This is a genomic window from Streptomyces sp. NPDC018026 (assembly GCF_044327745.1).
In the GTDB taxonomy this organism is placed as follows: Bacteria; Actinomycetota; Actinomycetes; order Streptomycetales; family Streptomycetaceae; genus Streptomyces; species Streptomyces rubrogriseus.
In genome coordinates, this window is the sequence record NZ_JBIRFY010000003.1 from 313,845 (window position 1) to 340,797 (window position 26,953).

At 72.4% G+C, this 26,953-nt stretch carries 27 protein-coding genes; 16 read left to right on the forward strand and 11 right to left on the reverse strand.

What is annotated here, in order from left to right; all coding sequences use genetic code 11:
- Nucleotides 1-124: 124 nt before the first annotated feature.
- From paaA to paaE, 5 genes are read left to right on the forward strand one after another with little or no spacing between them, the layout of a single operon-like run.
- Nucleotides 125-1,111, forward strand: coding sequence for a 1,2-phenylacetyl-CoA epoxidase subunit PaaA (gene paaA, locus ACH4D3_RS11575; protein WP_398319781.1), 987 nt, complete (start codon nt 125-127; stop codon nt 1,109-1,111).
- Nucleotides 1,108-1,419, forward strand: coding sequence for a 1,2-phenylacetyl-CoA epoxidase subunit PaaB (gene paaB, locus ACH4D3_RS11580; protein ID WP_398319784.1), 312 nt, complete (start codon nt 1,108-1,110; stop codon nt 1,417-1,419). The genes paaA and paaB overlap by 4 nt, the downstream gene beginning before the upstream one ends.
- Before the next feature lie 9 nt (nt 1,420-1,428).
- Nucleotides 1,429-2,256, forward strand: a complete 828-nt coding sequence (paaC, locus tag ACH4D3_RS11585) for a 1,2-phenylacetyl-CoA epoxidase subunit PaaC (protein ID WP_398319787.1) — start codon at nt 1,429-1,431, stop codon at nt 2,254-2,256.
- Nucleotides 2,250-2,765 carry a 1,2-phenylacetyl-CoA epoxidase subunit PaaD gene (paaD, locus tag ACH4D3_RS11590; RefSeq protein WP_398319790.1) on the forward strand — a complete coding sequence of 172 codons (516 nt, stop codon included), beginning with the start codon at nt 2,250-2,252 and terminating at the stop codon, nt 2,763-2,765. Before paaC ends, paaD begins: the two co-directional genes overlap by 7 nt.
- Nucleotides 2,765-3,871 (forward strand): 1,2-phenylacetyl-CoA epoxidase subunit PaaE, encoded by a 1,107-nt coding sequence (gene paaE / locus ACH4D3_RS11595; protein WP_398319793.1) that lies wholly within the window; start codon nt 2,765-2,767, stop codon nt 3,869-3,871. Before paaD ends, paaE begins: the two co-directional genes overlap by 1 nt.
- A gap of 38 nt (nt 3,872-3,909) precedes the next feature.
- Here the strand turns inward: paaE and ACH4D3_RS11600 are convergent, their stop codons facing one another.
- Nucleotides 3,910-5,127 carry an alginate lyase family protein gene (locus ACH4D3_RS11600; protein ID WP_398319796.1) on the reverse strand — a complete coding sequence of 406 codons (1,218 nt, stop codon included), beginning with the start codon at nt 5,125-5,127 and terminating at the stop codon, nt 3,910-3,912.
- Nucleotides 5,128-5,380: 253 nt separating this feature from the next.
- Between ACH4D3_RS11600 and ACH4D3_RS11605 the strand changes: the two genes are divergently transcribed.
- Complete coding sequence (locus ACH4D3_RS11605) at nt 5,381-6,904, forward strand: DUF6351 family protein (protein WP_398319799.1); 1,524 nt, start codon at nt 5,381-5,383, stop codon at nt 6,902-6,904.
- A 36-nt stretch (nt 6,905-6,940) separates the two neighbouring features.
- On the opposite strand, the gene ACH4D3_RS11610 is transcribed toward ACH4D3_RS11605, so the two are convergent.
- Nucleotides 6,941-7,849, reverse strand: coding sequence for an aminoglycoside phosphotransferase family protein (locus tag ACH4D3_RS11610; RefSeq protein WP_398319802.1), 909 nt, complete (start codon nt 7,847-7,849; stop codon nt 6,941-6,943).
- A 5-nt stretch (nt 7,850-7,854) separates the two neighbouring features.
- Nucleotides 7,855-9,045, reverse strand: a complete 1,191-nt coding sequence (locus ACH4D3_RS11615; RefSeq protein ID WP_398319805.1) for an MFS transporter — start codon at nt 9,043-9,045, stop codon at nt 7,855-7,857.
- Between the two features lie 38 nt (nt 9,046-9,083).
- On the opposite strand from ACH4D3_RS11615, the gene ACH4D3_RS11620 reads away from it, so the two are divergent.
- Nucleotides 9,084-9,695 (forward strand): CGNR zinc finger domain-containing protein, encoded by a 612-nt coding sequence (locus tag ACH4D3_RS11620; RefSeq protein ID WP_398319808.1) that lies wholly within the window; start codon nt 9,084-9,086, stop codon nt 9,693-9,695.
- On the opposite strand, the gene ACH4D3_RS11625 is transcribed toward ACH4D3_RS11620, so the two are convergent.
- Complete coding sequence (locus ACH4D3_RS11625) at nt 9,696-10,271, reverse strand: tellurite resistance TerB family protein (protein WP_398321082.1); 576 nt, start codon at nt 10,269-10,271, stop codon at nt 9,696-9,698.
- A gap of 192 nt (nt 10,272-10,463) precedes the next feature.
- Between ACH4D3_RS11625 and ACH4D3_RS11630 the strand changes: the two genes are divergently transcribed.
- Nucleotides 10,464-10,853 (forward strand): GtrA family protein, encoded by a 390-nt coding sequence (locus tag ACH4D3_RS11630; protein ID WP_398319811.1) that lies wholly within the window; start codon nt 10,464-10,466, stop codon nt 10,851-10,853.
- Between the two features lie 149 nt (nt 10,854-11,002).
- Entirely contained in the window at nt 11,003-11,410 is a 408-nt protein-coding gene (locus ACH4D3_RS11635) for a RidA family protein (protein WP_398319814.1), read from the forward strand.
- 31 nt (nt 11,411-11,441) lie between these two features.
- Here the strand turns inward: ACH4D3_RS11635 and ACH4D3_RS11640 are convergent, their stop codons facing one another.
- Entirely contained in the window at nt 11,442-11,924 is a 483-nt protein-coding gene (locus tag ACH4D3_RS11640; RefSeq protein ID WP_398319817.1) for a hypothetical protein, read from the reverse strand.
- A 94-nt stretch (nt 11,925-12,018) separates the two neighbouring features.
- On the opposite strand from ACH4D3_RS11640, the gene ACH4D3_RS11645 reads away from it, so the two are divergent.
- Nucleotides 12,019-12,948, forward strand: coding sequence for a GNAT family N-acetyltransferase (locus tag ACH4D3_RS11645; protein WP_398319820.1), 930 nt, complete (start codon nt 12,019-12,021; stop codon nt 12,946-12,948).
- Nucleotides 12,949-12,969: 21 nt separating this feature from the next.
- On the opposite strand, the gene ACH4D3_RS11650 is transcribed toward ACH4D3_RS11645, so the two are convergent.
- A complete protein-coding gene (locus ACH4D3_RS11650) occupies nt 12,970-13,767 on the reverse strand; it encodes a sulfite exporter TauE/SafE family protein (RefSeq protein WP_398319823.1) in 798 nt (265 codons plus the stop codon).
- 95 nt (nt 13,768-13,862) lie between these two features.
- Between ACH4D3_RS11650 and ACH4D3_RS11655 the strand changes: the two genes are divergently transcribed.
- Nucleotides 13,863-14,642: an AraC family transcriptional regulator gene (locus tag ACH4D3_RS11655; protein ID WP_398319825.1), complete on the forward strand. Its 780-nt coding sequence runs from the start codon at nt 13,863-13,865 to the stop codon at nt 14,640-14,642.
- Between the two features lie 5 nt (nt 14,643-14,647).
- Here ACH4D3_RS11655 and ACH4D3_RS11660 read toward each other — a convergent pair whose 3' ends face one another.
- The 3 genes from ACH4D3_RS11660 to ACH4D3_RS11670 form a co-directional block, all read right to left on the reverse strand.
- Nucleotides 14,648-15,298 (reverse strand): GntR family transcriptional regulator, encoded by a 651-nt coding sequence (locus ACH4D3_RS11660; protein ID WP_398319828.1) that lies wholly within the window; start codon nt 15,296-15,298, stop codon nt 14,648-14,650.
- 125 nt (nt 15,299-15,423) lie between these two features.
- Nucleotides 15,424-16,149 carry an aspartate/glutamate racemase family protein gene (locus ACH4D3_RS11665; RefSeq protein ID WP_398319831.1) on the reverse strand — a complete coding sequence of 242 codons (726 nt, stop codon included), beginning with the start codon at nt 16,147-16,149 and terminating at the stop codon, nt 15,424-15,426.
- 122 nt (nt 16,150-16,271) lie between these two features.
- Entirely contained in the window at nt 16,272-17,759 is a 1,488-nt protein-coding gene (locus ACH4D3_RS11670) for an NCS1 family nucleobase:cation symporter-1 (protein ID WP_398319834.1), read from the reverse strand.
- Between the two features lie 239 nt (nt 17,760-17,998).
- On the opposite strand from ACH4D3_RS11670, the gene ACH4D3_RS11675 reads away from it, so the two are divergent.
- Entirely contained in the window at nt 17,999-19,480 is a 1,482-nt protein-coding gene (locus ACH4D3_RS11675; protein ID WP_398319837.1) for a family 43 glycosylhydrolase, read from the forward strand.
- Nucleotides 19,481-19,483: 3 nt separating this feature from the next.
- Here the strand turns inward: ACH4D3_RS11675 and ACH4D3_RS11680 are convergent, their stop codons facing one another.
- Nucleotides 19,484-20,527 carry a LacI family DNA-binding transcriptional regulator gene (locus ACH4D3_RS11680; RefSeq protein WP_398319840.1) on the reverse strand — a complete coding sequence of 348 codons (1,044 nt, stop codon included), beginning with the start codon at nt 20,525-20,527 and terminating at the stop codon, nt 19,484-19,486.
- A 154-nt stretch (nt 20,528-20,681) separates the two neighbouring features.
- On the opposite strand from ACH4D3_RS11680, the gene ACH4D3_RS11685 reads away from it, so the two are divergent.
- The 4 genes from ACH4D3_RS11685 (at nt 20,682) to ACH4D3_RS11700 (ending at nt 25,807) form a co-directional block, all read left to right on the forward strand.
- Nucleotides 20,682-22,055, forward strand: coding sequence for an extracellular solute-binding protein (locus ACH4D3_RS11685; protein ID WP_398319843.1), 1,374 nt, complete (start codon nt 20,682-20,684; stop codon nt 22,053-22,055).
- A 21-nt stretch (nt 22,056-22,076) separates the two neighbouring features.
- Complete coding sequence (locus ACH4D3_RS11690) at nt 22,077-23,018, forward strand: carbohydrate ABC transporter permease (RefSeq protein ID WP_398319846.1); 942 nt, start codon at nt 22,077-22,079, stop codon at nt 23,016-23,018.
- A gap of 2 nt (nt 23,019-23,020) precedes the next feature.
- The gene (locus ACH4D3_RS11695) at nt 23,021-23,920 is read left to right on the forward strand and encodes a carbohydrate ABC transporter permease (RefSeq protein ID WP_398319849.1); all 900 of its coding nucleotides are present in this window, start codon (nt 23,021-23,023) and stop codon (nt 23,918-23,920) included.
- Nucleotides 23,921-23,986: 66 nt separating this feature from the next.
- Nucleotides 23,987-25,807 carry a glycoside hydrolase family 2 protein gene (locus tag ACH4D3_RS11700; protein WP_398319851.1) on the forward strand — a complete coding sequence of 607 codons (1,821 nt, stop codon included), beginning with the start codon at nt 23,987-23,989 and terminating at the stop codon, nt 25,805-25,807.
- Between the two features lie 63 nt (nt 25,808-25,870).
- On the opposite strand, the gene ACH4D3_RS11705 is transcribed toward ACH4D3_RS11700, so the two are convergent.
- On the reverse strand, nt 25,871-26,818 hold the full coding sequence (locus tag ACH4D3_RS11705; RefSeq protein ID WP_398319854.1) for a TauD/TfdA dioxygenase family protein: 948 nt from the start codon (nt 26,816-26,818) through the stop codon (nt 25,871-25,873).
- Nucleotides 26,819-26,953 lie beyond the last annotated feature (135 nt).

Genomic DNA, 26,953 nt, shown 5'->3' on the forward strand with positions numbered 1-26,953 from the left:
TCAAGTAATCCAGCCATCCGGCGGGGCTGTCAAGAGTGGGACGGGTGGGGTCCGGCTCTTGCCCGGCGCACGGAAACACGTCACACTGATACCGAACGAATGGTCGGTTGGGAAGCTGGTGACGATGACCACGACACACGCCGCCGAGGCGCCGCCCCCGGACGCGCCGGACGGGCTCCAGGAGCACTTCGACGCGACGATCGCGCGCGACCAGCGCATCGAGCCGCGGGACTGGATGCCCGACGGCTACCGCAAGACGCTGGTCCGGCAGATCGCCCAGCACGCGCACTCGGAGATCATCGGCATGCAGCCCGAGGGCGAGTGGATCACCCGGGCCCCGTCGCTGCGCCGCAAGGCGATCCTGTTCGCCAAGGTCCAGGACGAGGCCGGGCACGGGCTGTACCTGTACTCGGCGGCCGAGACGCTCGGCGCGGACCGCGACGACCTCACCGAGCGGCTGATCGAGGGACGCCAGAAGTACTCGTCGATCTTCAACTACCCGACCCTGAGCTTCGCCGACGTCGGCGTGATCGGCTGGTTCGTGGACGGCGCCGCGATCTGCAACCAGGTGCCGCTGTGCCGCAGCTCCTACGGGCCCTACGCGCGCGCGATGGTGCGCATCTGCAAGGAGGAGTCCTTCCACCAGCGGCAGGGCTACGAACTGCTGATGACGATGATGCGCGGCACCGACGCCCAGCGCGAGATGGTCCAGGACGCGGTGAACCGCTGGTGGTGGCCGTCCCTGATGATGTTCGGCCCGCCCGACGACGCCTCGCCCAACTCCGCGCGGTCCATGGACTGGAAGATCAAACGGCACAGCAACGACGAGCTGCGCCGCCGCTTCGTCGACATGACCGTCCCGCAGGCCGAGAAGCTCGGCGTCACCCTGCCCGACCCGGAGCTGCGCTGGAACGAGGAGAGCGGTCACCACGACTTCGGCACCCCCGACTGGGACGAACTGATGCGCGTCATCAAGGGCGACGGCCCCTGCAACGACCGGCGGATGGAGCGGCGGCGCACCGCCCACGAGGAGGGCGCCTGGGTGCGCGAGGCGGCCACCGCCCACGCCGCCAAACAGGCCGCCCGCGCGGAGAAGGGAGCGGCGGCATGAGCACCGGGACGGCCCGGCAGCCCGACCAGCGGGGCTGGCCGCTGTACGAGGTGTTCGTGCGCGGCAAGCGCGGCCTCAACCACGTCCACGTCGGCTCGCTGCACGCCGCCGACGACGCCATGGCACTCACCCACGCCCGCGACCTCTACACCCGGCGCAACGAGGGCGTGAGCATCTGGGTGGTGCGCTCCGAGCACATCGCCGCCTCCACCCGCGACGAGAAGGACCCCTTCTTCGCCCCCAGCGCCGACAAGGTCTACCGCCACCCGACCTTCTACGACATCCCCGACGACGTCCCGCACATCTAGGAGCAGGGCATGAGTGACGACCACGTCTACCTCACCCTGGCCGAGGGGCACGAGGACGACACCCGCTGGGCCTACGGCACCGGCTTCGAGGACCCGCTGCACGGCGTCGACACCACCGTGCCCGAGGGCGTCGACGCCGGAGCGCTGGCCGCCGAGTGCGTCGCGCTCGCCGACGACGCCCTGGTCAGTGCCCAGCGGCTCGCCGAGTGGGTCACCCGCGCGCCCGAGCTGGAGGAGGAGGTGGCGCTGGCCAACATCGGCCTCGACCTCCTCGGCCAGGCCCGCCTGCTCTACTCGCGCGCCGGTCAGGCCGACGGCACCGGCCGCGGCGAGGACGCCTACGCCTACTTCCGCGACGCCGGCGACTTCCGCAACGTCCGCCTGGCCGAACTCCCGGGCGGCGACTTCGCGTTCGCCGTCGTGCGGCTGCTGGTCCTCTCCAGCTGGCGACTGGCCCACTTCCGGCGGCTGGAGGCCCACCCGGACCCGGTCCTCGCCGCGGTCGCCGCCAAGGGCGTCAAGGAGCTGACGTATCACCGGCAGTACGCCGCCGAGTGGTGCGTGCGCCTGGGCGACGGCACGGACGAGTCGCACCGCCGGATGCGCGCCGCGCTGGACGAGGTCGCCCCGTACCTGGGTGAGCTGCACACGGCGTACGACGTCCGGGACGAGGTCGCCGACGACCTGCGCCAGGTCACGGAGGCCGCCGGACTCCCCCTGCCCGTGTACCGGCCGCTGCCCGGCTCGGGCCGCGCCGGCGAGCACACCGAACACCTGGCGCCGCTCCTGACCGAGCTGCAGGGCGTCGCCCGCGCCCACCCGGAGGCGACATGGTGACCCGGCAACCCGCGCTCCTGGACGCCCGCCGCGCCCGGCACGTCGCCGAGCAGGTGCCCGACCCCGAGCTGCCCATGCTGACCCTCGCCGACCTCGGCGTCCTGCGCGACGTCGAGGTGGACGGGGACGGCACCGTGGTCGCCAGCCTGACCCCCACCTACTCGGGCTGCCCGGCCATGGCCGAGATGCGGGCGGACGTCGCCGCACGGCTGCGCGCGGCGGGCTACCCGCGCGTGGAGATCCGCACCGTCCTGGACCCGCCCTGGACCAGCGACTGGATCACCGAGTCCGGCCGCGGCAAGCTCGCCGAGCACGGGATCGCCCCGCCCGGCGCCGCGCCCCGCGGCCCGGTCTCCCTGGTGCTGTCGCCCACCCGGCCCGCGGTGCCCTGCCCCCGCTGCGGCTCGGCGGACACCGAGGAGACCTCCCGTTTCGCCGCTACGTCCTGCAAGGCGCTGTGGCGCTGCCGGGCCTGCCGCGAGCCGTTCGAGTACGTCAAGGAGATCTGATGGCCCCGACCGCCCCCGTCCCGGCGGCCCCGGTGCGCACCCGCCGCCGGCCCGCCTTCCACCGTCTGCGCGTCGCGGCCGTCGAGCGGCTGTGCGCGGACGCGGCGGCCGTGAGCTTCGAGATCCCCGACGAGCTGGCCGGGGAGTTCGCCTTCGCGCCCGGTCAGTCGCTCACCCTGCGGCGCGAGGTGGACGGCCGGGACGAGCGCCGCTCGTACTCCATCTGCGCACCGGCCGGTTCGGCGCCGCGCATCGGGGTCCGCGTGGTGCCGGGCGGAGTGTTCTCGCAGTGGCTGGTCGACGGGGTGCGGCCGGGCGACACCGTCGAGGTGATGGCGCCCACCGGCCTCTTCACGCCCGACCTGACCACTCCCGGCCACCACGTCCTGGTCGCGGCCGGTTCGGGCATCACGCCGATGGTGTCCATCGCCGAGTCGGTGCTCGCCGCCGACGACCGCTCCACGGTCACCCTCTTCTACGGCAACCGCCGCACGGACACCGTGATGTTCGCCGACGAGCTGGCCGACCTGAAGGACCTCCACCCGACCCGCTTCCACCTCGCCCACGTGCTCTCCCGCGAGCCCCGCGAGGCCGAGGTGCTCTCCGGCCGGCTGGACGCCGGACGGCTCGCGGCGCTCATCGGCTCCCTGGTGGACGTGGAGCGGGCGGACCACTGGTGGCTGTGCGGACCGCAGGGCATGGTCGCCGACGCCCAGCAGGTGCTGACCGGCCTCGGCGTCCCGGCCGAGCGCGTCCACCGGGAGTTGTTCTACGCCGACGACGAGCCCGTGCGGGAGGTGCGGCACGAGGAGAGCGGCCCCGAGGGCCCCGTCAGCGAGGTCACCATCACCCTGGACGGCCGCTCGACGACCTCCTCGCTCTCCCGGGAGCGGTCGGTGCTCGACGGAGCCCAGCAGACCCGCCCCGACCTGCCCTTCGCCTGCAAGGGCGGGGTCTGCGGAACCTGCCGGGCCCTCGTCACCGACGGCAGTGTCGACATGCGCCGCAACTACGCGCTCGAAACCGCCGAGGTCGACGCGGGCTACGTCCTGACCTGCCAGTCGTACCCGGTCTCCGAGAAGCTGACCGTGGACTACGACAGCTGACCGGACGTCGGCCCGCGTCCGACAGGCCCCAGGCGGGCCTAGGCGGGGTTGTCGCCGTGGGTGAGCGTCTCCCAGGCGACGAAGAGGTTGTTCGTGCCCGAGGGGCGGGTGCGCTCGGTCAGGGCCTGGGTGTTGGTCATGGCGAACCCGAGGCGGTTGTGCAGGGCGTTGTAGCCGACCTCGGTCACCGGGCCCAGGCCGAGGTCCACCTCGCCCCCGCACAGCCAGCTCGGAACGTCGGCGCCCTGCTGGTACTTGGCCTGGAAGCCCAGCGCGTGCCGCAGCCGCTCGCCGACGTCGGTGCCGTACAGGTCCTGGCCCTGGATCCGGCTGGTCTCGGCGACGTGCGAGATGGAGGAGATGCCGTACCCGGTGTGGGTGAAGTCCCGGCAGGTCTCCTGGGTGAGGCCGGTGACGAAGGTGGACTGGCCCTGCCAGTACTTGACGATCTTGTCCCGGGTGTCGAGGTGCTGGCTCGGCACGGTCTTCGGCAGCTCTCCGTCGGAGTTCAGGTACACGTACGCGGCCGTGCGGGTGCGGAACCTGGCCATGGCCTTGTCGTAGGAGGCCCGGTCCTCCAGGAAGACGGAGATGCCGACGGCGGCCTCCGTCATGGTCAGCTCCCAGTTGCCGTTGGAGTTGGAGCCGTTGATGATCTCGGGCAGGTAGACGTCGCGGAGCATGGTGGCGAAGCGGCCCGAGTTCGCCCAGGTGCCGCCGTACGTGTACTTGATGATCTCGGCGGCCTTGGGCCAGGAGGACCCCGCCCATCCGGTCTGCAGCGGCGCGTTGCTGTTGGTGTGGTCCCGCAGCACGGCGGACCAGGCGTCCATCAGCTCGATGGACTTGCGCGCGTACCTCTCGTCGCGGGTGAAGTACCAGGCCAGCGCGTTGGTGTAGGTCGCGATCGCGTCCTCGCGCTCGTCGGTGCAGCCGTAGTTGGGGTTGGAGTAGGACCCGCACTCCACCACCGCGCGGGGTTTCGGGGTGCGGTTCGGGTCGGCGTACCTGCTCGCCATCATCTGGTCGAAGGCGCCCTTCCAGGGCTGGGCCCCGGCGTCGATCTTGGCGCGGACGAAGTCGAGTTGCCCCTGGGAGACGGTGACTCCGGGGTGCGTGAACGCGGCCGGTGCGGCGTCCGCGCGGGGGGTGGCCGAGCCGGGGCCGGTCAGCAGGGCGCCGGTGAGTGCGGCGGTGAGGGTGGCGAGCAGGACGGTGCGGGATCTGCGGTGACGGCGCGGGGGAGCAGAGGACATGTGGGGGGTCCATCCGTTCGAGTATGTGAACGTTGAGTGTTGTTCTGAACGTTCGGCTGGGCGGTGACGATAGGTAGAGACCAATGGGGCGTCAAGAGGCCACGCAGGAAAGCGCGGAGTTCCGGGCGGGCGGGGCTCGGCGAACACTATGAACGCAACGGCCGAAGGGGTGGCTCCGGATCCGGGGGATTCCTAACATCCCGGCTCGCAGCGCAACTTCGCGCCGGCCCGCAGCACGTACAGGAGCCGCACCTTGACCACACCCCCCGCTCCCAGGCACGACACCCGGCCCACCCACCGCACAAGCCGCCCGGCGGTGGTGGCCGCCGCGCTCGCCGCCGTCTTCCTCGGCACCCTCGGCAACGTCTCCGCCGCGCCCGCCGGAACGGCCGGACAGCCGACGGCCGGACAGTCGTCGGCCGGACAGTCGTCGGTCGGACAGCCGACGGCCGAGCAGCCGTCGGTGGCCGACTGCCCGCCCGCCCTCGCCGGCAAGGCCACCTGCTACACCGGTCAGGACGCGGGCGGCGCCCACTACACGATGGCCGTGCCCCACCGCTGGAACGGGTCCCTCGTCGTGCACGCCCACGGCGGCCCCGACCTGGGCGACGCCTCGGACCCGGCCCGCAGCACCGAGGACCTGGAGCGCTGGGCGGTGATGGTGGACCAGGGGTACGCCTGGGCCGGCTCCGCCTACCGGCGCGGTGGCTACGGGGCCCGTATGGCGGCCGCCGACACCGAGAACGTGCGCCGCCTGTTCACCGACCGGTTCGGCCGGCCCGAACACACCTACCTGCACGGCCAGTCCTGGGGCGGGAACGTCGCCGCCAAGGCCGCCGAGACCTACGGCCGGCGACCCGGCGCCTACGACGGGGTGCTGCTCACCAACGGCGTGCTCGGCGGCGGTTCGCGCGGCTACGACTACCGGGTGGACCTGCGGGTGGTCTACCAGTACTACTGCCACAACCACCCCCGCCCCACCGAGCCGCAGTACCCCCTGTGGCAGGGCCTGCGCCCCGGCTCCACCATGACCACCGCGGGCCTGCGCGCCCGGCTCCAGGAGTGCACGGGCTACGCCTCCGACCCGGCGGACCGCACCGCGGCGCAGCAGCGCAACCTCGACGACATCCTCGCCGTCACCGGCATCCCCGAGCGCACCCTCGAGTCCCATCTCCGGTTCGCCACCTTCACGTTCCGGGACATCGTGAGCAACCGGCTGGACGGGCGGAACCCCTGGAGCAACCGCGGCGTGCGCTACTCGGGCTCGCACGACGACAAGGCGCTCAACGCGGGCGTCGAGCGTTTCTCGGCCGACCCCACCGCACGCCGTGACCTGTCCTGGGACAGCGACCTCACCGGCAGGATCTCCCTCCCCGTGCTCACCCTGCACGCCATCGACGACCCGACCGCGTTCGTGGAGCACGAGGCGGCCTACCGCGCCACGCTGCGGGGCGCCGGCCGGGACCGGAACCTCGTCCAGACCTTCACGCGGGATCACGAGCACAGCTCGCTGAGCGACTCCGAGTACGCCAATTCCCTCTCCGCGCTGGACTCCTGGGTGCGCACCGGTCGCCGGCCGAGCCCGCGCTCGATCGCCGACTCCTGTGCCGCCTTCGACGCGAGGTACGGCGAGGGGTGCTTCTACGACCCCGGCTTCCGCCCGGCTCCGTACGCCTCACGGGTGCGCCCCCGGCCGGGCGGTCTCGTCTGGCCCGCCATGACGGCCGCGCAGGAGCGGGCGTGGAGCAGGATCGAGGGCGTGGGGATCGCGCCGTAGGCGCCTGGAACGACCCGGCGGAGGGCGGCCCGCGTCCTACTGGTCCTCCGCTTCCGTGAGCACCGCCCGGATCACGTGCCGGGCGTTGCCCGCCATCGCGGGGTTGGTCTTCCGGTAGTACGGCAGGGCGATCAGGGCCTGGGACAGCGTGCGGCCCCGGCCGCGCCGCCAGGTCGCGTCGTCCACGCCGAGTGCCTCGCGGAAGACCCTCCTCGCGCCGGGCGGCAGCAGATTCCACGCCGGGAACAGGTCGCAGGCCGGATCGCCCACGCCCATGCACCCGAAGTCGATCACCGCGGACAGCCTGCCTCCGCTCACCAGCAGGTTGCCCGGCATCAGGTCCGCGTGCAGCCAACCGGGCGGCCCCTCCCAGGCCGGTGCGCGCAGCGCGTCCTGCCACACGGCGGCCAGCGCGTCGCAGTCGGCGTCCTCTTCGGGGAGGGCGCGCAGTTCGCCGAGCGCGGCCCGCGTCGGTGCGTCGAGCGTGGTGAGCGGCCCACCGCGGTACGCCTTCGGCGCGTCGGGCAGCGAGAGACCGCGCATCGCCGCCACGAAGGCGGCCAGATCCTCCGCCAGCCGCACGGGCTCGGTCAGTGCTCCGGCCTCGGGGTTCTTTCCGGGCAGCCACCGGTACACCGACCAGGGCCACGGGTAGCCGTCGGCCGGTGCCCCTGCCGCGAGCACCTCGGGCACGGCGGTGGGCAGCAGGGGCGACAGCCGGGGCAGCCACGCGCGCTCCGTCGCCACGTCCGCCACGCCGCCCTCGATCAGCGGCAGCCGTACGACCATGTCCTCGCCCAGCCGGTACATCGCGTTGACCGTGCCGCCGGAAGGGAAGCGCACCACAGGCAGCCCCGCCCACCGCGGGAACTGCTCCTCGACCAGGCGCCGCACCAGGCGGTCGTCGACGCGGCACCGATCCGGATGCGTCTGCCCTGAACTCATGGCCCTCATCCGACCCTTCGACGCGGACTGCCGTCAAACGCTTTCCCGGCCAGGGCCAGTGCCCCGCCCGCCGCCGTCCCCGCCGCCAGCGTCAGCGTGCCCGGCAGGGACCACGCGGCGAGGGGGCCGGCGACGGCCACGCCCAGGGCGAACGCGGTGATCTTGAGGCTCGCCCCGGTGGTGAAGACCTGGCCCCGCAGGTGCTCCGGGGCCTCCCGGTGGCGTACCGCGAAGAGCGCGGTGAGCTGGGGGCCCTCGCCGATGCCGAGGACGAGCACGGCGGCCACCAGCGTCACCGGCCGGCCCGTCGCCGCCAGCGTCAGCGCGACCGCCTGGACCAGGGCGCCCGCCCGGACGACCGTGTCGGGGGCGACGGAGAGCGGGCGCCGTGCGAGGACGGCGTTGGCCGCCAGGGCGGACACCGCCGCGCCGGAGAACAGCAGGACGCCGCGCCCGGCCGCGCCGAGCCACTGTGCGCCGAGGAGCGGAACGCAGGCCGCCAGCATGCCCTGGGCGGCGCAGGAGGTGACCGAGGTGAAGGTCGCCCGGGCCAGGAGCGGACGCCGCAGGACGACCCGGAACCCGGCGGCGAGGGCGCCCGTCACCGGGCCCGGCCGGGCGCCCCGGTCGGGGACGGTGCGCGCGGGCAGCCGCCACGCGGCGGGCACGGCCGCCGTGATCAGTGCCGCGGCCAGTGCGAGCGCCGTGGAGGCTCCCAGCAGCTCGGCCGCGGCCCCGGCCAGGGCCGGACCCGCCAGGCTCGCCGCGCCGAAGGTCATCGCGTCCAGCGCGTTGGCCCGGGGCAGCCGCGCGTCCGCCGCCACGCGGGGGAGTTGGGCGGTCCAGCCGCCCGACAGCGCCGGGCCCAGCAGCCCCGTGAGCACCGCGAGCGGGAGGGTGCAGGCCATGGGGAGCCGGCCGAGCCCGGCGAGGATCACCATCAGCCCCGTCGCGTACAGCGCGAGCGCGCCCGCCAGCAGGCGGCCCGGTCGCCCCGCCCGGTCCAGGAGCGCCCCGAGCAGTGGTCCGCCGACCGCGGCGGAGACCGTGATGCCCGCGAGCAGTGTCGACGCGTCGGTCGTCGAACCGGTGACGGCGAGGCCCGCCAGCAGCAGCGCCGGTCCGGACATCTCGTCCCCGGCGCGCGCCGCCGTCGCCGCGGTCAGGTAGAGGCGTAGCGAGTAACCCTTTGGCACCGGGGAGACGTTACGGAGGTAACTGAAAACTCCGCAATATGCGTTACATTCGGCCCGTGTCCACTCCTCGCGACGCCCACGCTCCCGACGACGACTGGTCCACGAGGCACTCCGTGCTGTCCACGGCGCTGCGCACCGCCGCTCTGGTCAACGTGCTCGCCGCGGACCCTTCCGACGCCGGCGGAGGACCCGCCGTCGACGCGGTCGCCGAGGTGCTGCGCGCCTACGGCGAGAAGGAGCCCGTCGACCTCACCGCCCGTGACGTGGAGGGGATGCGCGGGGCCGCCACCCTGCTGCGGGACGTCTTCGCGGCGGAGTCCGCCGACGCCGCCGCGCAGGTCCTCAACCGCCTCCTCGGCGCACACACGGGACGCCTGCGCCTCTCGTCCCACCAGGGTGGCTCTCCCTGGCACCCGCACGTCGACCACGCCGACGACGCGCCGTGGCCCGAATGGTTCCTGGCCTCGTCCTGCCTGGCGTTGACGGTCCTGGTCTGGGACCGTCAACGCCCACCCGGCAGGACCTGCGCCTCCGTCAGCTGCCGGAACGTCTTCATCGCCCGGGGCAGCGGTCCCGAGCGCCGCTACTGCTCACGCCGCTGCGCTACCCGGGAGCGGGTCGCGGCGCACCGGCGCCGGGCCGACGGGTGATCAGACGCCGAACTCCGAGGGCGGGATGTTCAGCGCGGTGCACGCCTCGCGGATCGCGTACTGCTCGGACGGCTCGAAGGACCCGTCGGCCCCGGCCACCACCATGCCGGTCTGCACGACCGCACGGGCCTCGGCAGGCTTCTTCGCGGCCTTGGCGATCACCTGGAGAGCCTCGGCCTTCCCCTGCTCGAAGTTGGCGAGGAGCCGGTCCACGTGCTGGTTGAACCGCTGGCGGAGCTGGTCCGCGGGGAAGTTCTGCAGCACCTCGTTGGAGACGATCAGCTCCTCCACGCGCTGCCGCTCCGCCGGCTCGACCTGGCCGTCAGCGGCGGCGACCAGCGCGCACATGGCCATGCTGGCATCCCGGTAGGCGCCGCTCTTCAGCTCGTTCTTGGCCGAGGCGAGCTGGGACTTGAACATCCCGATCAGCTGGGCCTTGGAACCGCCGGAGGACGAGCCCGACCTGCCGCCCGTCGAGGGACCGTGCGATCCCTGGCCGGATCCGCTCGCTCCCCGAGTGCCCTGGGACTGCTGGAAGGTCTTGGCCTGGTCCTTGATCTTGTCCCACATCGCCACTCGTGCCACCTCGGCTTCTGTCGCTGTGTATCGGTCTGTCCTCGGCCGCGATTTCCCGCGGTCACCACGATGAACGCGGCCGGGAACCACAGGGTTCCCGATGGGCAAAGAAAAGGCAAAGCGCCTGGTGGTGTCGTAGTACGCTGCGCCATCAGGGAGTTGTCGGTCGGTCGACGGGGTCGGGGGCGCACGGTGTGGTCGCGGGAGGTCGGCTGGTTCGTCGCGATCGGCGTCGCGTCGACCGCGGGCCAGGCGCTGCTCTACTGGGGGCTGCGCCCGTGGTCGCCCCCGGCGGTCGCCAACCTGGTCTCGCTCCTCGTCCTGACGGTGCTGAACACCGAGGCCAACCGGCGGCTGACGTTCCGTCACGCCGCCACGAAACCGGCCCGCGCACACCTCGGCGCGGGCGGCCTCTTCCTGCTCGGCTACCTGGTCACCTCCGGTGCCGTGCTGTGGTTCACGCACCGGCGGCCCGACGCCTCGCCCGCCGCCGAGAGCGCGGTCCTCGCCGCCACGTCCGTCGCCGTCACCGTCGTCCGCTTCGTGGTCCTGCGCCTGGCCGTCTTCCGCCCCGCGCGTTAGCCGCCGAAGCGGGCCCGGCGAGCCGCTGAACTGCTAGGTCACCACCGGGTTCCCCAGTCACCGAAAAGTGCGTTCTTCCATGTCAGCGGCCACTCTCCTACGGTTTCCGAGTAACCAGAAGAGAGCACATGGGCAAGGAGACAGAAGTCATGGCCATCACCCTGGTGAACCCCGGCGGGCTGCCCGAGGTCGACGTCTACCGGCAGGTGTCGATCGCGTCCGGCACCCGACTCGTCTTCGTCGCCGGGCAGGTCGCATGGGACGCCGACGGCGTCACGGTGGGCGAGGGAGACCTGGCCGCGCAGACCGAGCAGTGCTACCGCAACGTCGCCACGGCCCTGGCGGCGGCCGGTGCCTCCTTCACGGACGTCGCCAAGCTGAACGTCCACGTCGTCGACTGGACGCCCGACAAGATGCCCCTCCTGCTGGAAGGCATCGACCGCGCCGCCGCCGGGCTGGGCGTGACGCCCCTCGCCCCGGCCACCCTGCTGGGCGTCGCGGCACTGGACGTGCCCGAGCACCTGGTCGAGGTGGAGGCCACCGCGGTCGTCGGCTGAACGGCCGGGTTCGCGGGCCGCGAAGGAGGCCCTACTGCGGGGTGGGGCGGGCGCGGTCCTCGCCCGGGGCACCGGTGTGACGGCGGCAGCCCGCGTCGTGCCGCTCGCCGAGCGAGGTCCACCACCGTTCGCAGCAGTCCTCGGGCAGCCGGACGTGGGCGGCGCCGGGGCGGGCGCACTCGGGGCCGTGCACGACGCCGTCGGAGTGCCGCCAGAACGCGCAGCACGGTTCGAGACCGTGCGCGAACGGATCCCGCAGCCGGGGCCGGGCCAGCAGCTCGGACCGCCGGGCCAGGGTGACCCGGCGCCGGTGCTCCGCGCCCTCCCGGGCGGCGCACCAGGCGAACACCGCGGCGACGTACAGGCCCGGCAGGGCCAGCCAGGAGTGGCGGGTGGCCGCGTACACCGCGGCGGCGACAAGGAGCGCGGCGGCGGCACGGCAGGCGCGGGCGGTGCGCAGGCTCGGCGTCACAGGGGACTCCCGTGGGTCGGCGGGGGAGAGGGCCTCGGTCATCCGTATGCCCCCGGTTCGCCGTCGTACGTCACTCCGTCGCCTCCGGCGGATAATCCATTGCGGTCACCCGCCGCCGTGCCCGACTCTGCTCCCCATGTCCACCGCCGACCTGCGACCGGCCACCCTCGCCGACGCACCCGCCATCACCGCACTCCTCAACGAGATAGACCGGATCGAGATCGGCCGCCCCGAGACCGACCAGCACACCGTCGAAGCCGACCTGAAGCACCCGCAGACGGATCTGACCCAGGACTCGTGGCTCGCTCTCGACGACGGCCGGCCGGTCGCGTACGGGCTGCTGTGGGACGAGTCCGGCGGGGAGCGCGTCGACATGGACCACTATGTGCTGCCCGACCACCAGCGGACCGGGCTGCGCATGCTGGTGGCCATGGAGGCCCGCGCCCTGGCCAAGGCACGGGCCAACGGCGCGGAGCGCGCAGTGGTGCACCTGCACCTCAACACCCGGCCCACGACCGACACCGCGCTCCTCGCCGAGCGCGGCTGGAGCGTGGTGCGCACCCACCACGTACTGCGCCGCGCGCTGGACCCGGCGGCCGACGTTCCGCCCCAGGCCCCGGCGGGCGTACGGGTGCGGGCCTGTGCCACGGAGGCAGACCGCGTCCGGGTGCACGAGCTGTACCAGCGGACGTTCGCCCAGCACTTCGACTTCCAGCCGCGCCCGTACCGGCTGTGGCTGGACGACATCGACGCCGCGGGCCTCGACTGGTCCCTTGTGTGGATCGCCGAGACCGACGACCTGGGGGACGCCGGGTTCCTGCTCGCCCGGGACGACCGCGAGGCCATGGGCTGGATCCGCGGCATCGGCGTGCTGCGCGAGGCCCGCGGCCGCGGTCTGGGCGGATTCCTCCTGCGCCACGCCTTCGCGCACTTCGCCGCGCGGGGCCGGGACACGGTGGGCCTCGGTGTCGACACCGCGAACGCGACGGGCGCCCCGCGGCTGTACGGCCGCAACGGGATGACCGTCCACTTCGCGGTCGACACCTGGGAGGCCGTGCTCGCCTGACGGCCTACGGCTCACGGCGTGTCACAGCACCATCGCGACCGCCACCGCGCCGAGCAGCCCGACGTACGTCCAGGCGTAGAGGCGGTCCGGGATGTGCGGCGGGCGCCGGCGCAGCACCGCGATCACCGGCAGGGCGCCCAGGAGCAGCGCCCCGGCGGCGCGGAGGTCGACGAGACCCACCAGAGCGAGGTGCGCCCCGGCACCGGCGGGGTCCTCGGAGCCGCCCAGGAAGACGGCGGCGGCCGGGAGCGCGATCGCCAGGGTCAGCGGGTTGGCCAGCGCGGTCGCCACCTGCATCGTGTGCCCGGCCCGCCGCATCGCGGGGACGGTCATGACGCTGCCGCCCACCCCGAGGAAGGCGGCCACCGCACCCACCGGTGCGCCGACCGCGGCCGGCAGCGGCCGCGGCGTGCCGGCGGCCACCTGGGCTGGGGCACGCGGGCGCAGGAAGCCGGGGCGCAGCAGCAGGTCCACGACGGTGAGGGCGACGTACGCGACGAACGCCCAGCGGATCAGCCCGGCCGGGGCGTGGCGCGCGGCGAGCGCGCCGGCCGCGGCGCCGACGCCCAGCAGGAGGAGCAGCGGGCCGGCGCCACGGAGGGCGGCCAGCACCCGGCGGGGCGTGACCGCGGTGGCGAAGGCCGCGTTCACCACCATCACCACGGCCGAGGTGGCCGTCGCCACCCGTATCGCGTCCGCGCCGAGGGCGGAGTCCGCCCACACCACGACCGGGACGGCGACGAAACCGCCGCCGAAGCCGAACAGCACGGTGGTCACACCGGTCAGGAGCCCGATTCCGAGCAGAGCCACAACATCCACGCAGGTCACTCCACCAGCCGGGCGGGGCGGCCCGCATTCGACGCCCGGCACCATTCCTTCGCGACTCGGCCAGGAAGGCGCCGTAAGGTGACCGGGTGAAGAACGTCCCCCTGGCCGACGTCGACCACGTGGACCGGGCCGTGCTGCCGATCGGCACCGACTACCCGCCCGGACACGTCCTGGACTGGCACGAGCACCGGCGCGCGCAGTTCCTGTACGGCGCGACCGGAGTCATGGTGGTCGACACCGGCGACGGCACCTGGACCGTGCCGCCCGAGCGCGCCGTGCTGATCCCGGCCGCCACCCGGCACCGGGTGCGGATGCTGGGGGTGAGCACCCGCAGCCTGTACATCGAGCCGGACGCCGTCCCGTGGTGGCCGGGCACCTGCACGGTCGTGGACGTGCCGCCGCTGCTGCGCGAACTGCTCCTGACGGCCGTCGAGTTCGAGGTCGACTACAGCCTGTCCGGCCGCGCCGGCAGCGTCGCCGACCTGCTCCTGCACGAGATCGCGGCGGGCGCCCCGCTCCCGTTCCACGTCCGTATCCCCGCCGGTGCCGACCTGGCGGCGCTGTGCCGGGAGTATCTGGCCGCGCCGGACACCGGGGTCACCAACGCGGTGTGGTCGGCGCGGACGAACATGAGCGAGCGCGCCTTCACCCGGCGCTTCCGTGCCGAGACGGGCGACAGTCCCGCCGTCTGGCGGGGCCGTGCCCGGCTGCTGGCGGCGGTGCCGCTGCTGCGGTCCGGTTCGGTCAGCGAGGTCGGCGGCCGGCTCGGCTACGCCTCTCCCGCCGCGTTCACCGCCGCCTTCACCCGCACCTTCGGCATCCCGCCGTCCCGGTTCACCCAGGGCCAGCGGGGACGGTCCGGCTGAGGGATCTAGGAGCGCTCCTGCGCCAGGTGGCCCAGTGCCGCGCTGCGGCTCGTCGACAGATGGTGCAGGACCAGTTCCTGGACCCGGTCCACGTCGCGGGCCGCGATGGCCCGGTAGAGGGCGTCGTGTTCGAGGGCGACGGCCAGCAGGTCGTCGTGCTGGCCCAGGAGCCAGCGCAGCCGGCTGCGCAGGACGCGCTCCAGCTCGTTGAGCAGTTCGTTGGCGGCCAGGGAGACGACGGTCTCGTGGAAGTCGGCGGCCGCCCGGCGGGCCCGCACCGCGTCGTCCGCGCGGGCCGCGTCGAGTTCGGCGTCCACCGTCGCGCGCAGCCGCTCCAGCCCCTCGCGGGTGTGCCGCTGGGCGGCGAGCCGGAAGCCCAGGGTCTCCAGGCCCGAGCGGACCTCGTCCAGGTCGGCGATGTCGCTCGTGGTGAACTCCCGCACCACCGCCCAGCTCCGTGGCCGCGGAGTGACCAGTCCCTCCGCCACCAGGGTCTTGAGCGCCTCGCGGACCGGGAGCCGGCTGACACCGAGGGACTCGGCCAGCTCCCGCTCGACCAGGCGGCTGCCGGGGGCCCGCACACCGTCGATGATCTCGTCGCGCAACCGCCGCGTGACCCGCTCGGACTCGGGCGTGAAGCCCCCTGACGCAGCCATCGCCGTCCTTCGTCTGTCATCCCGTTCCCGGCCCGCCGACCGCGCCGTGCGGAGCGGCGGCCGGGCGGCCCGTCAGAATACCCCGGGGCGCGCGGACGGCCCGGGCGGGACGGAGCCAGGAGCGGTCAGCCCACCCTCGGGGGCCAGTTGACGATCCGCTTGGGGCGCGGGCGGGCGTAGGTGCGCACCTTGGACGTGGACAGACCGAGCCGGACCAGCGACTCGGCGACCGTCACGGCGGCGGCGACCCCGTCCACCACGGGGACACCGGTACGCTCCACCACCCGTTCGGCGAGGCCCGCCATGCCTCCGCAGCCCAGGCAGATCACCTCGGCCCGGTCGTCCTCGACGGCGCGGGCGGCCTGCTCGGTGATGGCGTCCACGGCGGCCTGCTCGTCCCGCTCCAGCTCCAGTACGGCGAGCCCGCTGGCCCGCACCGAGGCGCACCTGGCGCTCAGTCCGGCCACCGCCAGCCGCTCCTCGATCAGGGGGACCGTACGGTCGAGGGTGGTGACGACGGAGTAGCGGCGGCCCAGGTACTGCGCGGTGCTCGCGGCCGCCTCGGTGATGTCGACGACGGGTACGTCGAGCAACTCCTGGAGTCCCTCCCGGCCGTGCTCGCCGTAACCGGCCTGGATCACCGCGTCGAACGGCTCCGGGTGGGCGCGCACCGCCTCCATCACGGCGACGGCGGCCAGGTAGCTCTCGTAGTTGCCCTCCACGGACTCCGCGCCGAAGGCCGGTGTCAGCGGCACGATCTCGGTGCCGGGGGAGGCCGCGTCGGCCGCCTGCTTGCCGATCGCGTCGGTGATGGACTGCGTGGTGTTGACGTTGACCACGAGGATGCGCATGGGTGGGCCTGGTCCTTCTGCTCGGACGGGGTGCTGCGCGACGGGGGGGCGGGGCGGGACCGTAGTGGTGGCGGTGGCGGTGGCGGTGGCGGTGGCGGTGGCGGTGGTGCGGCGGTGCCGGACTATTCCGCGGCGACGGCGATGGACTCGCCGTCCACGTCGCGGAACACGGAGGCGCGGTCCGCGATCAGCGCGTACAGCACGGCTGCGACGACCGCTCCGACGAACCAGGAGAACCCGGCCGCGGCGTGGAAGAAGGGGACGAGCGCGACGACGACGGCGATCGCGGCGGCGGGGACGAAGGCGGCGACGGCCCGCGGGTTGTAGCCGCGCCGGTAGTGGTACTCGGCGCCCGCGTCCTCGGTGTAGAGGGCCGGCACGTTCACGCGCGACCTGCGCAGCAGCCAGTAGTCCGCCATGATCACGCCGAACAGGGGGCCGAGCAGCGCGCCGAGCCCGCCGAGGAAGTAGTTCACGACGACCGGGCTGTTGTAGAGGTTCCAGGGCGTGATCACCAGGCCGAGGACCGCGCTCACCAGACCCGCGCGGCGGAAGTCGAGCCGGTGCGGGAAGAGGTTGACCAGGGCGTAGATCGGCGCGACGAAGTTGGCCAGTAGGTTCACCGCCACCGTGAGGGCGATGAGACACAGCGAGGCGACGGCCAGCAGGAACATGTTGGGGATGGTCCTGACGATGTCCGTCGGACTGGTGATCACGTGCCCGTCCAGGGTGAACTGGGCTCCGCTGAGCACCGCCACGATGACGGCGAAGAAGAGCATGTTCACCGGGATGCCGATCACGTTGCCCCGGACGATGGCGCCGCGGCTGCGCGCGGACCGGGTGAAGTCGCAGAAGTTGAGCACGAAGGTCCCGTAGATCACCACCCACAGGGCGGCCGCCTGGAGCACCTGGAGCCACATCGCGCCGCCGGTGAGCGGGGCGTCGACGGACACGGAGACCGACCCGTCGGCCCGGACGAACATCCACACCGCGAGGGCGCACATGGTCAGCAGGGTGGTGGGCGCGGCGAAGGCCATGTACCGGCGGATCATCTGCATCCCATAGCTGACGATGAGCACCTGGAGGGCCCACAGCGCGAGGAAGGTGATCCAGCCGAGCGTCGACTGGCCGAGCAGGGAGTTCGTGTCCAGGGAGGCCAGGGAGGGGAACATGGCCACCAGGAGGGCGCTCAGCACGGCCGACGCGAGATAAGTCTGGATACCAAACCAGGCGATGGCCACGGCCCCGCGCACGACGGCCGGAATCTTCGCTCCCCGGATGCCGAAGGCGATGCGGCTCATGACGGGGAACGGGACGCCCGTCTTGTGGCCCATGAATCCGGAGAGCGTGAGCAGGAGGAAGAGCAGGACCGAGGCGAGCGCGAAGGCGGCCAGGATGCCCCACACGTTCAGCCCGAGGGCGAACAGTCCGATGGCGAAGGCGTAGTTGCCCAGGCTGTGCACGTCGTTGGCCCAGAGGGTGAAGACGTTGTAGGCGCCCCAGCGGCGGCCCTCCCGCTTCGTCGGGGCCAGGTCGTAGGTGTAGAGGCCGGAGCTGGTGGCGGTGCCGTCGGTCAGGGCGGGCGGACGGCGGTCTTCCAGGGCAGTCATACGGGACTCCTGGGATCAGGTGCGGGGAGTTGGAGGGTTCCGCAAAGCGGAAGGGTCTTTCCGGTGCACAGAACGTAGTTTTCACCAAACCGCACCGTCAAGAGGTCTGCGGCAAATGGAATACCATTTTTGGCCCCATTGGCAGCCCGTTGACGGTCCCGTTGACAGCCTCGTCGGCCGTCCCTACCCTGACGCCCCGTCATTACATCGATGTAAAGGCCTCGGGAGAGGACCCCCACGTGCTTCCCAGCCCCTCGCACCGTCCCCGCGCCCGCCTCGGCCCGCTCCTCGCCGCCCTTCTCGGGCTGGTCGTGGGCCTGCTGCCCGGGTTCACCGGACCCGGCGCCGCGGCTTCGGCGGCAGCCGAACCCCGCGCCCACACCCTGGCGTCCGGCGCCTTCCGCAACCCGCTCAACAGCGGGCCCGACCCGTTCATGACGCACTGGAAGGGCGACTACTACCTCACCACCACCCAGGGCGGCAGCATCAGGATGTGGCGCTCCCCGTCCCTGGGCACCCTGCTGACCGCGGAACCGGTCACCGTGTGGACCGACACCGACCCGTCCCGCAACCGCAACATCTGGGCCCCGGAGTTCTACCGGTTCGGCGACCGCTGGTACCTCTACTACACGGCCGACGACGGCGTCGACGACCACCACCGCCTGTACGTCCTGGAGTCGGAGCGCGACGACCCGGCCGGTCCGTACCACTTCAAGGCCAAGCTCGCGCCGCCCAACCACGCGGACGACTTCGCCATCGACGCGGGCGTCCTCCAGCTCGGCGGCCGGCTCTACCTCGCCTACAGCGGCATCAACCAGTACCAGCACAACGGGATCAACATCGCCCCGATGGCCAACCCGTACACCGTCTCCGGGAACGCGGTCGCGATCGACGCGGCGGGCGGCTGCCCCGAGGTGCGGGAGGGGCCCGAGTTCCTCTACCGGGGCGGCCGGGTCTGGATGACGTACTCCACCTGCGACACGGGCAAGCCGGACTACCAGGTCTGGATGATGTCGATGCCGCTGGACGCCGACCCGCTGGTGCCGGGCAACTGGCACCAGCACCAGGGCGCGGTGTTCTCCCGGGCCGACGACCGGGGCGTCTTCGGGCCGGGCCACCACGCCTTCTTCACGTCGCCCGACGGGACCGAGGACTGGATCGTCTACCACGCCAAGACCACGTCGGTGAACACCTACACCAACCGCACCACGCGGGCGCAGAGGTTCACCTGGCGGGCCGACGGCACCCCCGACTTCGGCCGTCCGCTCGCCATGGGCGCCACCCAGGACCTGCCCTCCGGCGATCCCGGCTCGGGCAACTACTGGATCAACGACGACGGCCGCTCCAGCGGCGCCGGAAGCGTCACCTACACCGGCGCCTGGAACTCCGGCACCGGCTGCGCCACGCAGTGCTTCTGGAGCGACGACCACTGGAGCGACCGGGCCGGTGCCACGGCCACCTTCTCCTTCACCGGCACCCGGATCGCCCTGCTCTCCGTCAAGGACACCGGCAACGGCTACGCGGCCGTCAGCATCGACGGCGGTCCCGAGCAGCGGGTGGACTTCCACGGCGCGATCCGCGTCGGTGAGGCGGTGCAGTACACGAGTCCACGGCTGGCGAACGGCAGGCACACCCTGCGGATCCGGGTCACGGGCGAGCACAACTCCCAGTCCGGGGCGTCCTTCGTGAGCGTGGACCGGGCCGAGGTCTACACGGACTGACCGTCAGCGCCGCTCGTGGCCCTCCGTGCTCTCCCTCAGGACGAGCCGGTGGGCCACGATGCGGTCCTGGGGCGCCTGCACCCCCGCCACGGCACCGTCCGGCGCCGTCGCCTCCTCGATGCGGTGCTGGAGCAGCTGTACGGCGACCTTGGCCACCGCCGCCTTGTCCGGAGCCACCGTGCTCAGCGTCGGGACGCTGAACCGGCCGCCCTCCACGTCGTCGAAGCCGATCACGGCGACGTCCCCGGGCACCGACACCCCGTGCTCGTGCAGGGCGCGCAGCGCACCCAGCGCCAACTGGTCGTTGAGGCAGAGCAGCGCGTCGGGCCGGGCGCCCTGGGCGAGCGCCCGCGCCACGGCCCGGGCGCCGTCCGGCATCCGGAAGGAGCCGACGGGCAGCAGGGCGGCCGGATCGTAGGCGATGCCCGCCTCCGCCAGGGCGGCACGGTAGCCCCGGGTGCGGGCCTCCGCCGTCCCCAGACCGGAGTCGTCGCGCCCCCCGACGGCGAGGATCGTGCGGCGCCCGAGCCCGATCAGATGGCGGGTCGCCTCGCGTGCGGCACGCTCGTTGTCGATGGCCACATGGTCGGCGCCCTCCTCCAGCAGCTCCCCGAGCAGCACCGTGGGCGGGAAGCCCGTACGGTCCCGCAGGTCGTCGGCGGTCAGCGCCAGCGGGCTGAGGATGATCCCGTCCACGAAGGTGGAGCCGAACCCGGCCAGCGCCGCCAGCTCGTGGTCGCGGTCCGCTCCGGACTGGTGGATCAGCACCGTCAGGGACCGCTCCTCGGCCTCGCGGACGACATGCCGGGCCAGCTCCGCGAAGTACGGTATGTCCAGTTCCGGGACGATGAGCGCGATGATGCCGGTTCGGCCCTTGCGCAAGTGACGGCCGGCCAGATTGACCCGGTAGCCGAGGTGTTCGATGGCCTCGCGCACCACCTGCCTGGTCCGGTCGGAGACATGGGCGTAGTCGTTGATGACATTGGACACCGTCTTCTCCGAAACGCCCGCATGACGTGCGACGTCCTTGATCCTGGGCCGTGCCACCGAGACCTCCCTGCCTCTTTCGCGCTGCCCGAGTCTATGTCCCGGCGCGGGGAGGGCTTCGGCGCAGGTCCACTTCCGTTCAGCTCTTTACAGCCAATGTACATCGATGTAAAAACAAGCCACCGCATGAGCTCCGGCCGTCGAAAGGTCCGCGATGAGTTCCCGTTTGCCTGCCCAGGGGGTGCCGGCCGTGTCCGACCCGGTCCGCCGCCCCAGCCGCCGCCGGATACTGCGTCACGCCATGGCCGGGGCGGGAGCCCTGCTCGCCGCGGGCCCGCTGTCCGGCTGCGCGTCACCGGCCTCGGCCTCCGGAGCGTCCGCGCTGAGCGTCTGGGACCTCTTCCAGGGCGGTGACGGCATGCTCATGGACGACATGATCGAGGCCGTGTCCAAGGGCGCCGGGGGAGCCGAGGGCTTCGAGATCGACCGGACGATCCTGGACTGGGGCCCGTCGTACTACACCAAGCTCGCCATGTCCGCGGCCGGCGGCCGGGCCTCCGACGTGGCCGCCATGCACCTGTCCCGGCTGGCGGGATACGCCCCCGGCGGCCTGGTGGACGCCTTCGACCTGGACCTGCTCGCCGAGTACGGCGTCACGGAGAAGGACTTCACCCCGGCCGTGTGGGCGCGCACCCGGCACGAGGGGACCGTCTACGCCATCCCGCTGGACGTCCACCCCTTCATCGTGTTCTACGACAAGAAGGCCGCGGAGCGGGCCGGACTCCTGGACCCCGCCGGCGAACTGGCCCCCATGGGATCCCCCGAGGCGCTGCTGGAGGCGGGCAAGGCCCTCGCCGAGGCGACCGGGGAAGCGGGCATCCTGTTCGGCCACGTCACCGACACGGCACAGAACTGGCGCCTGTTCGCCGGGCTCTACGCGCAGACCGGTGCCGCCTTCGACCTGCCGGACGGCGGTCCCCCGGAGATCGACGTCGACGCCGCCGTACGCGTCGTCACCCTCATGACGCGGCTCTTCGACGGGAAGACCAACCCCAACAACCTGGACTACAACGGCGCGTTGGCCGCCTTCAGCAGCGGACGCGGCGGCATGGCGATGCTCGGCGAGTGGGAGCTGCCGACGCTGAAGAAGTCCGGCATGGAGCTGGGCGCCGCGCCGTTCCCGCAGGTCTTCGAGAAGCCGGCCGTCTACACCGACAGCCACAGCTTCGTCCTTCCGCACCAGGACAGCCCCGACCCGGCCCGGCGCCGCGAGGCCCACCGGTACGTCGCGCAGATACTCAAGCAGAGCCTCACCTGGGCGAGCGCCGGACACATCCCCGCCTACCAGCCCGTCCTCGCGGAGCCCGAGTACGCGGCACTCGACCCCCAGTCCTCCTACGCCGACGCCGCCGAGGTGGCGGTGCTCGACCCGCCCAACTGGTTCGCGGGCGCCGGTTCCAACTTCCAGAACCGGATGTGCCAGCCGCTCCAGTCGGCGCTGCTGGGCGACACCACCCCCGAGAAGGCGGTGCGGCAGATGGTCCGCGAGGCGGACACCCTGCTGCGGCAGCCCAACCCGGTGGCCTGACCAGCGAAAGGAGTGACCGACGTGACCACCACCGCACCCCTCGGCGCCGAGGAACGGACCACCCCGCCCGCCGTTGCCCCGGGCGGCCGCCGCTCCGTCCTCGGCCGCGTACGCACCGGCAACGGGCTCGTGTTCGTCCTGCCCTTCCTGATCGTGTTCGGCCTCTTCATGATCTGGCCGATCGTGCAGGGGCTCTGGATGAGCTTCACCGACAGCTCGCTCGCCCTGCGCGACACCAGCTTCGTCGGCTTCGACAACTACACCGAGGCGTTCGGTGATCCGGACGTGTGGAGCAGCCTCGGCAACACCGTCTTCTTCACCGTCGTCTCCAGCGTCCCGCTGGTACTGGTCGCGCTGGCGATGGCCCTGCTGGTGCACAGCGGACTCGCCGGGCAGTGGGCGTGGCGCCTGTCGTTCTTCGCGCCCTACCTGCTGCCCGTGACCGTCGTGACCATGATCTGGACCTGGCTCTACCAGCCCGAACTGGGCATGGCCAACCAGCTTCTCGACACCCTCGGCATGGAACCGGTCGGCTGGCTGTCCGACGAGTCCGTCGCGATGTGGTCGGTGGCCGCGCTCACCGTCTGGTGGACGGTCGGCTTCAACTTCCTGCTCTACCTCGCGGCACTCCAGTCCCTGCCCACCACCTTCGACGAGGCGGCGGCACTCGACGGGGCCGGCGCCTGGCGCCGCCTGTGGTCCATCACCCTGCCCCAACTGCGCAGGACCACCGGCCTGGTGGCCATGCTCCAGGTGCTGGCCTCCCTCAAGGTGTTCGACCAGATCTACATCCTCACCAAGGGCGGGCCCAACGGCTCCACCCGGCCGGTCCTGGAGTACGTCTACGACGTCGGCTTCACCGGCTACCGCCTGGGCTACGCATCCGCCGTCTCGTACCTCTTCTTCGCCCTGATCGTCCTCGTCTCGCTCGTGCAGCTCCGCCTCTTCCGCCGGGAGGACTGACCGTGTCCGCAACCGCCACCACCCTCCGCCCCCGGCGCCGTCCACCCCGCGAAGCGGCCGGCTCGCCCCTGCTCCTCGGCCACGGAAAGCTGCCCCGCGTCCTCGCCGGAACCGCGCTCGTCGTCCTCGCCGTCCTGTGGCTGCTGCCGTTCGTCTGGGCGGTCATCACCTCGGTGCAGAGCGAGGAGGACATCAACACCACCGGGCTGTCCCCGTTCAAGGGCGCCTTCACCCTGGACGCCTACCAGCAGATACTGGAACGCGGCAACGTCACCGTCTGGGCCTTCAACAGCTTCCTGATCTCCGCCCTGGTCACGCTGATCACCGTGGCGGTCTCCACCCTCGCCGCGTACGGCTTCTCCCGCGGCACCTTCCGCGGCCGCAAGGCACTGCTCGGCGTCACCGTCGCCGCCATCATGGTCCCGCCGCAGCTGCTCGTCGTCCCGCTGTTCGACCAGATGACCCTGTTCAACCTGGTCGACACCTATGCGGCGGTCATCCTGCCGCAGGTCGTCGCGCCGATGATGGTGTTCATCCTCAAGCGGTTCTTCGACGGCATCCCCAAGGAGCTGGAGGAGGCGGCCCGCATCGACGGCGCCTCCGAGTTCCGGGTCTTCCGGTCGATCGTGCTGCCGCTCTCGCGGCCGATCGTGGCCGCGGTGGCGATCTTCGTCTTCATCGGCGCCTGGAACAACTTCATGTGGCCGTTCATCGTCACCAACGACCCCGACCTGATGACCCTCCCGGTGGGCCTGGCCACGGTGAAGGACGCCTACGGCATCCAGTACGCGCAGTCCATGGCCTCCGCCCTGCTGGCCGCGCTGCCGCTGATCGTCGTCTTCCTCCTCTTCCAGCGCCGCATCGTCAACTCCGTCGCCACCACCGGCCTCGGCGGTTCCTGACCCTTCACAGCTGTACCCACGGGCTCGGCGTTCGCGCGCCCGGCCCACCGATCGACTGGAGCATGTGTGCCCACTCACTCCGTACCGCGCCCGGAGTACCCGCGACCGCAGTTCACGCGCCGCGACTGGCTCAACCTGAACGGCGCCTGGCAGTTCGAGACCGACCGGGGGGACAGCGGCCTCGAACGCGGTCTGCTCGACCGCGAGCTGCGCGAGGAGATCCTCGTCCCCTTCCCGCCCGAGTCCGAGCTGTCCGGCATCGGCGACACCGACTTCCTGGAGGCCGTCTGGTACCGGCGGGCCCTCACCCTCCCGGCCGCCTGGGCCGGACGCCGCGTACTGCTGCACTTCGGCGCCGTCGACCACGACACCACCGTGTGGGCCGACGGAAGGGAGGTCGCCCGGCACCGCGGCGGCTTCACGCCCTTCACCGCCGACCTCGGCGACATCGCCGGGGCGGGGGAGGAGGTCGTGATCACCGTCCGGGCCCGCGACCCCAAGTCCGGGCCGCAGGCCCGCGGCAAGCAGGCGATCAAGTACGCCAACCACGACTGCAACTACACCCGCGTGACCGGCATCTGGCAGACCGTGTGGCTGGAGCCCGTCCCCGAGACGCACCTGCGCCGTCCGCGGATCACCCCCGACCTGGCCGGCTCCGCCTTCCACCTCGAACTGCCCCTGTCCGGCAACCGCCCGGGGCACCGGGTCCGCGCCGTCCTCGGCGACGCCGACGGCGAGGTGAGCCGCGCCGAGGCACGCGCCGACCTCGACCTCGCCCCGCGCCTGCACCTGCCGGTGCCGGACGACCGGCGGCGCGAGTGGGGACCCGAGGACCCGCACCTGTACGACCTGCGCCTCGAACTCCTCGACGCCGAGGGACAGGTGGTCGACAGCGCCGAGAGCTACGCCGGACTGCGCGCCGTGGGCCTGCGCGGCAAGGCCGTCCTGCTCAACGGCCGCCCCGTCTTCCAGCGCCTCGTCCTCGACCAGGGCTGGTACCCGGACGGGCTGATGACCGCCCCCACCGACGAGGCCCTGGTACGGGACATCGAGCTGGCCATGGCGGCCGGCTTCAACGGCGCCCGGCTGCACCAGAAGGTCTTCGAGGAGCGCTTCCTCCACCACGCCGACCGTCTCGGCTACCTGGTCTGGGGCGAGTTCGGCGACTGGGGCTGCGAGACGGGCGGCTCCTCGGGCGACAACCAGAAGCCCGACGCCTCCTACGTCGCCCAGTGGCTGGAGGCGCTGGAGCGGGACTACTCGCACCCCTCGATCATCGGCTGGTGCCCGCTCAACGAGACCTACCAGAAGCTGCACGACCGGATCACCCAGCTCGACGACGTGACCCGGGCGATGTTCCTGGCCACCAAGGCGATGGACACCACCCGCCCGGTCGTCGACGCGTCCGGCTACGCCCACCGGGTCGCCGAGACCGACATCTACGACTCCCACAACTACGAGCAGGACCCCGCCGCCTTCCGGGAGCTGATGTCCGGCCTCGCCAAGGACGCGCCGTTCGTCAACGCCCACGAGAGCGGTGCCCCCTACTCCCAGCCGTACCGGGGCCAGCCGTACTTCGTCAGCGAGTTCGGCGGCATCTGGTGGGACCCCGAGGCGGCGGCCGACCGCTCCGGCGAGGACCGCACCCTCTCCTGGGGCTACGGCGAACGCGTGCGCAACGAGGACGAGTTCCACGAGCGGTTCGCCGGTCTCACCGAGGTCCTGCTCGGCGACCGTGACATGTTCGGCTACTGCTACACCCAGTTGACCGACGTCTTCCAGGAGCAGAACGGCATCTACCGCTTCGACCGGGGCGAGAAGCTCGACATCGCCCGGGTCCGCGCCGCCCAACTGCGCCCGGCGGCCATCGAGGAACCGGAGGCGTAGCCCGCACGGGGGGCCGGAGGCGAAGTGCCGCCTCCGGCGCCCGCGCGCGGATCAGAAGGGCGCTCAGAAGGGCCGGTCGCCCTCGATGGCGACGCGTTCGGCGACCCGCCGCTCGGACCCGTAGTCACCCACCGCGTAGTGCTGGGTGGCGCGGTTGTCCCAGAAGGCGACGTCGCCGGGCTGCCAGCGCCAGCGCACCTGGTACTCGGGCACGTGCGCCTGCTGGAAGAGGAACCGCAGCAGCCGGTCGCTCTCGTCACGGTCCACGCCGGTGACACGGGTGGTGAACGAGGCGTTGACGAACAGCATGCGCCGCCCCGTCTCGGGGTGGGTGCGCACGACGGGGTGCTCCACGGGCGGGAGCAGGTCCTGGTGCGGCAGCAGCCGCTCGGGCCCGTAGAACCGCGCGAAGCCGGGGATGAAGTCGTGGACGGCCAGGGCACCGTCGACGCGTTCCTTCACCTCCCGGGGCAGATTGTCGTAGGCCGCGGCCATGTCCGCCCACATGGTGTCGCCGCCGAACGGCGGCACCTCGCGCAGTTGCAGCACCGCGCCGAGCGCGGGCCGTTCGCGGAAGGTGACGTCGGCGTGCCACACGTTCTCGTACGTCGGCACGGCCCCGTCGCCCTTGTCGAACCGGACGACGTCGTCGCTGGCACCGGCGGCGAGCAGGGGGTTGGTCTCCAGCGCCCCCCAGTTGCCGGCGAAGTCGCGCTGCTGGTCGGAGGTGAGGTGCGCGCCGCGGAAGAACAGCACCTTCCACTCCAGCAGGGCACGGTTCAACTCCTCGCGCAGCGCGGGCGGGAGCGGGCGGGAGAGGTCGGCTCCGCGGATCTCCGCGCCGATGGTGCGAGCCTGCGGCACGACCTCGAAGAGTTCGTAGGGCCGTTCCTCCCAGCCCTCGGGCAGCCGGCGCAGCGTGCGCCGGCCCTCGTACATCCCGTCCCCCGGGATGCGTGCTTCGCGCAGGACGGTGCTGGGACCGACGGGCGTGACGGACGTGACGGACATGGGAGTCCTCCCCTTGTACGACGGTGCGCGTGAGAACCGGCCCGCACGGCGGCACGGGGCCACGCCGAACGGCCGGGAAAACGAGGGCGCTACGGGTGCTCCGGGTCGTGGACCGGACAGAATGCCGACGGACTA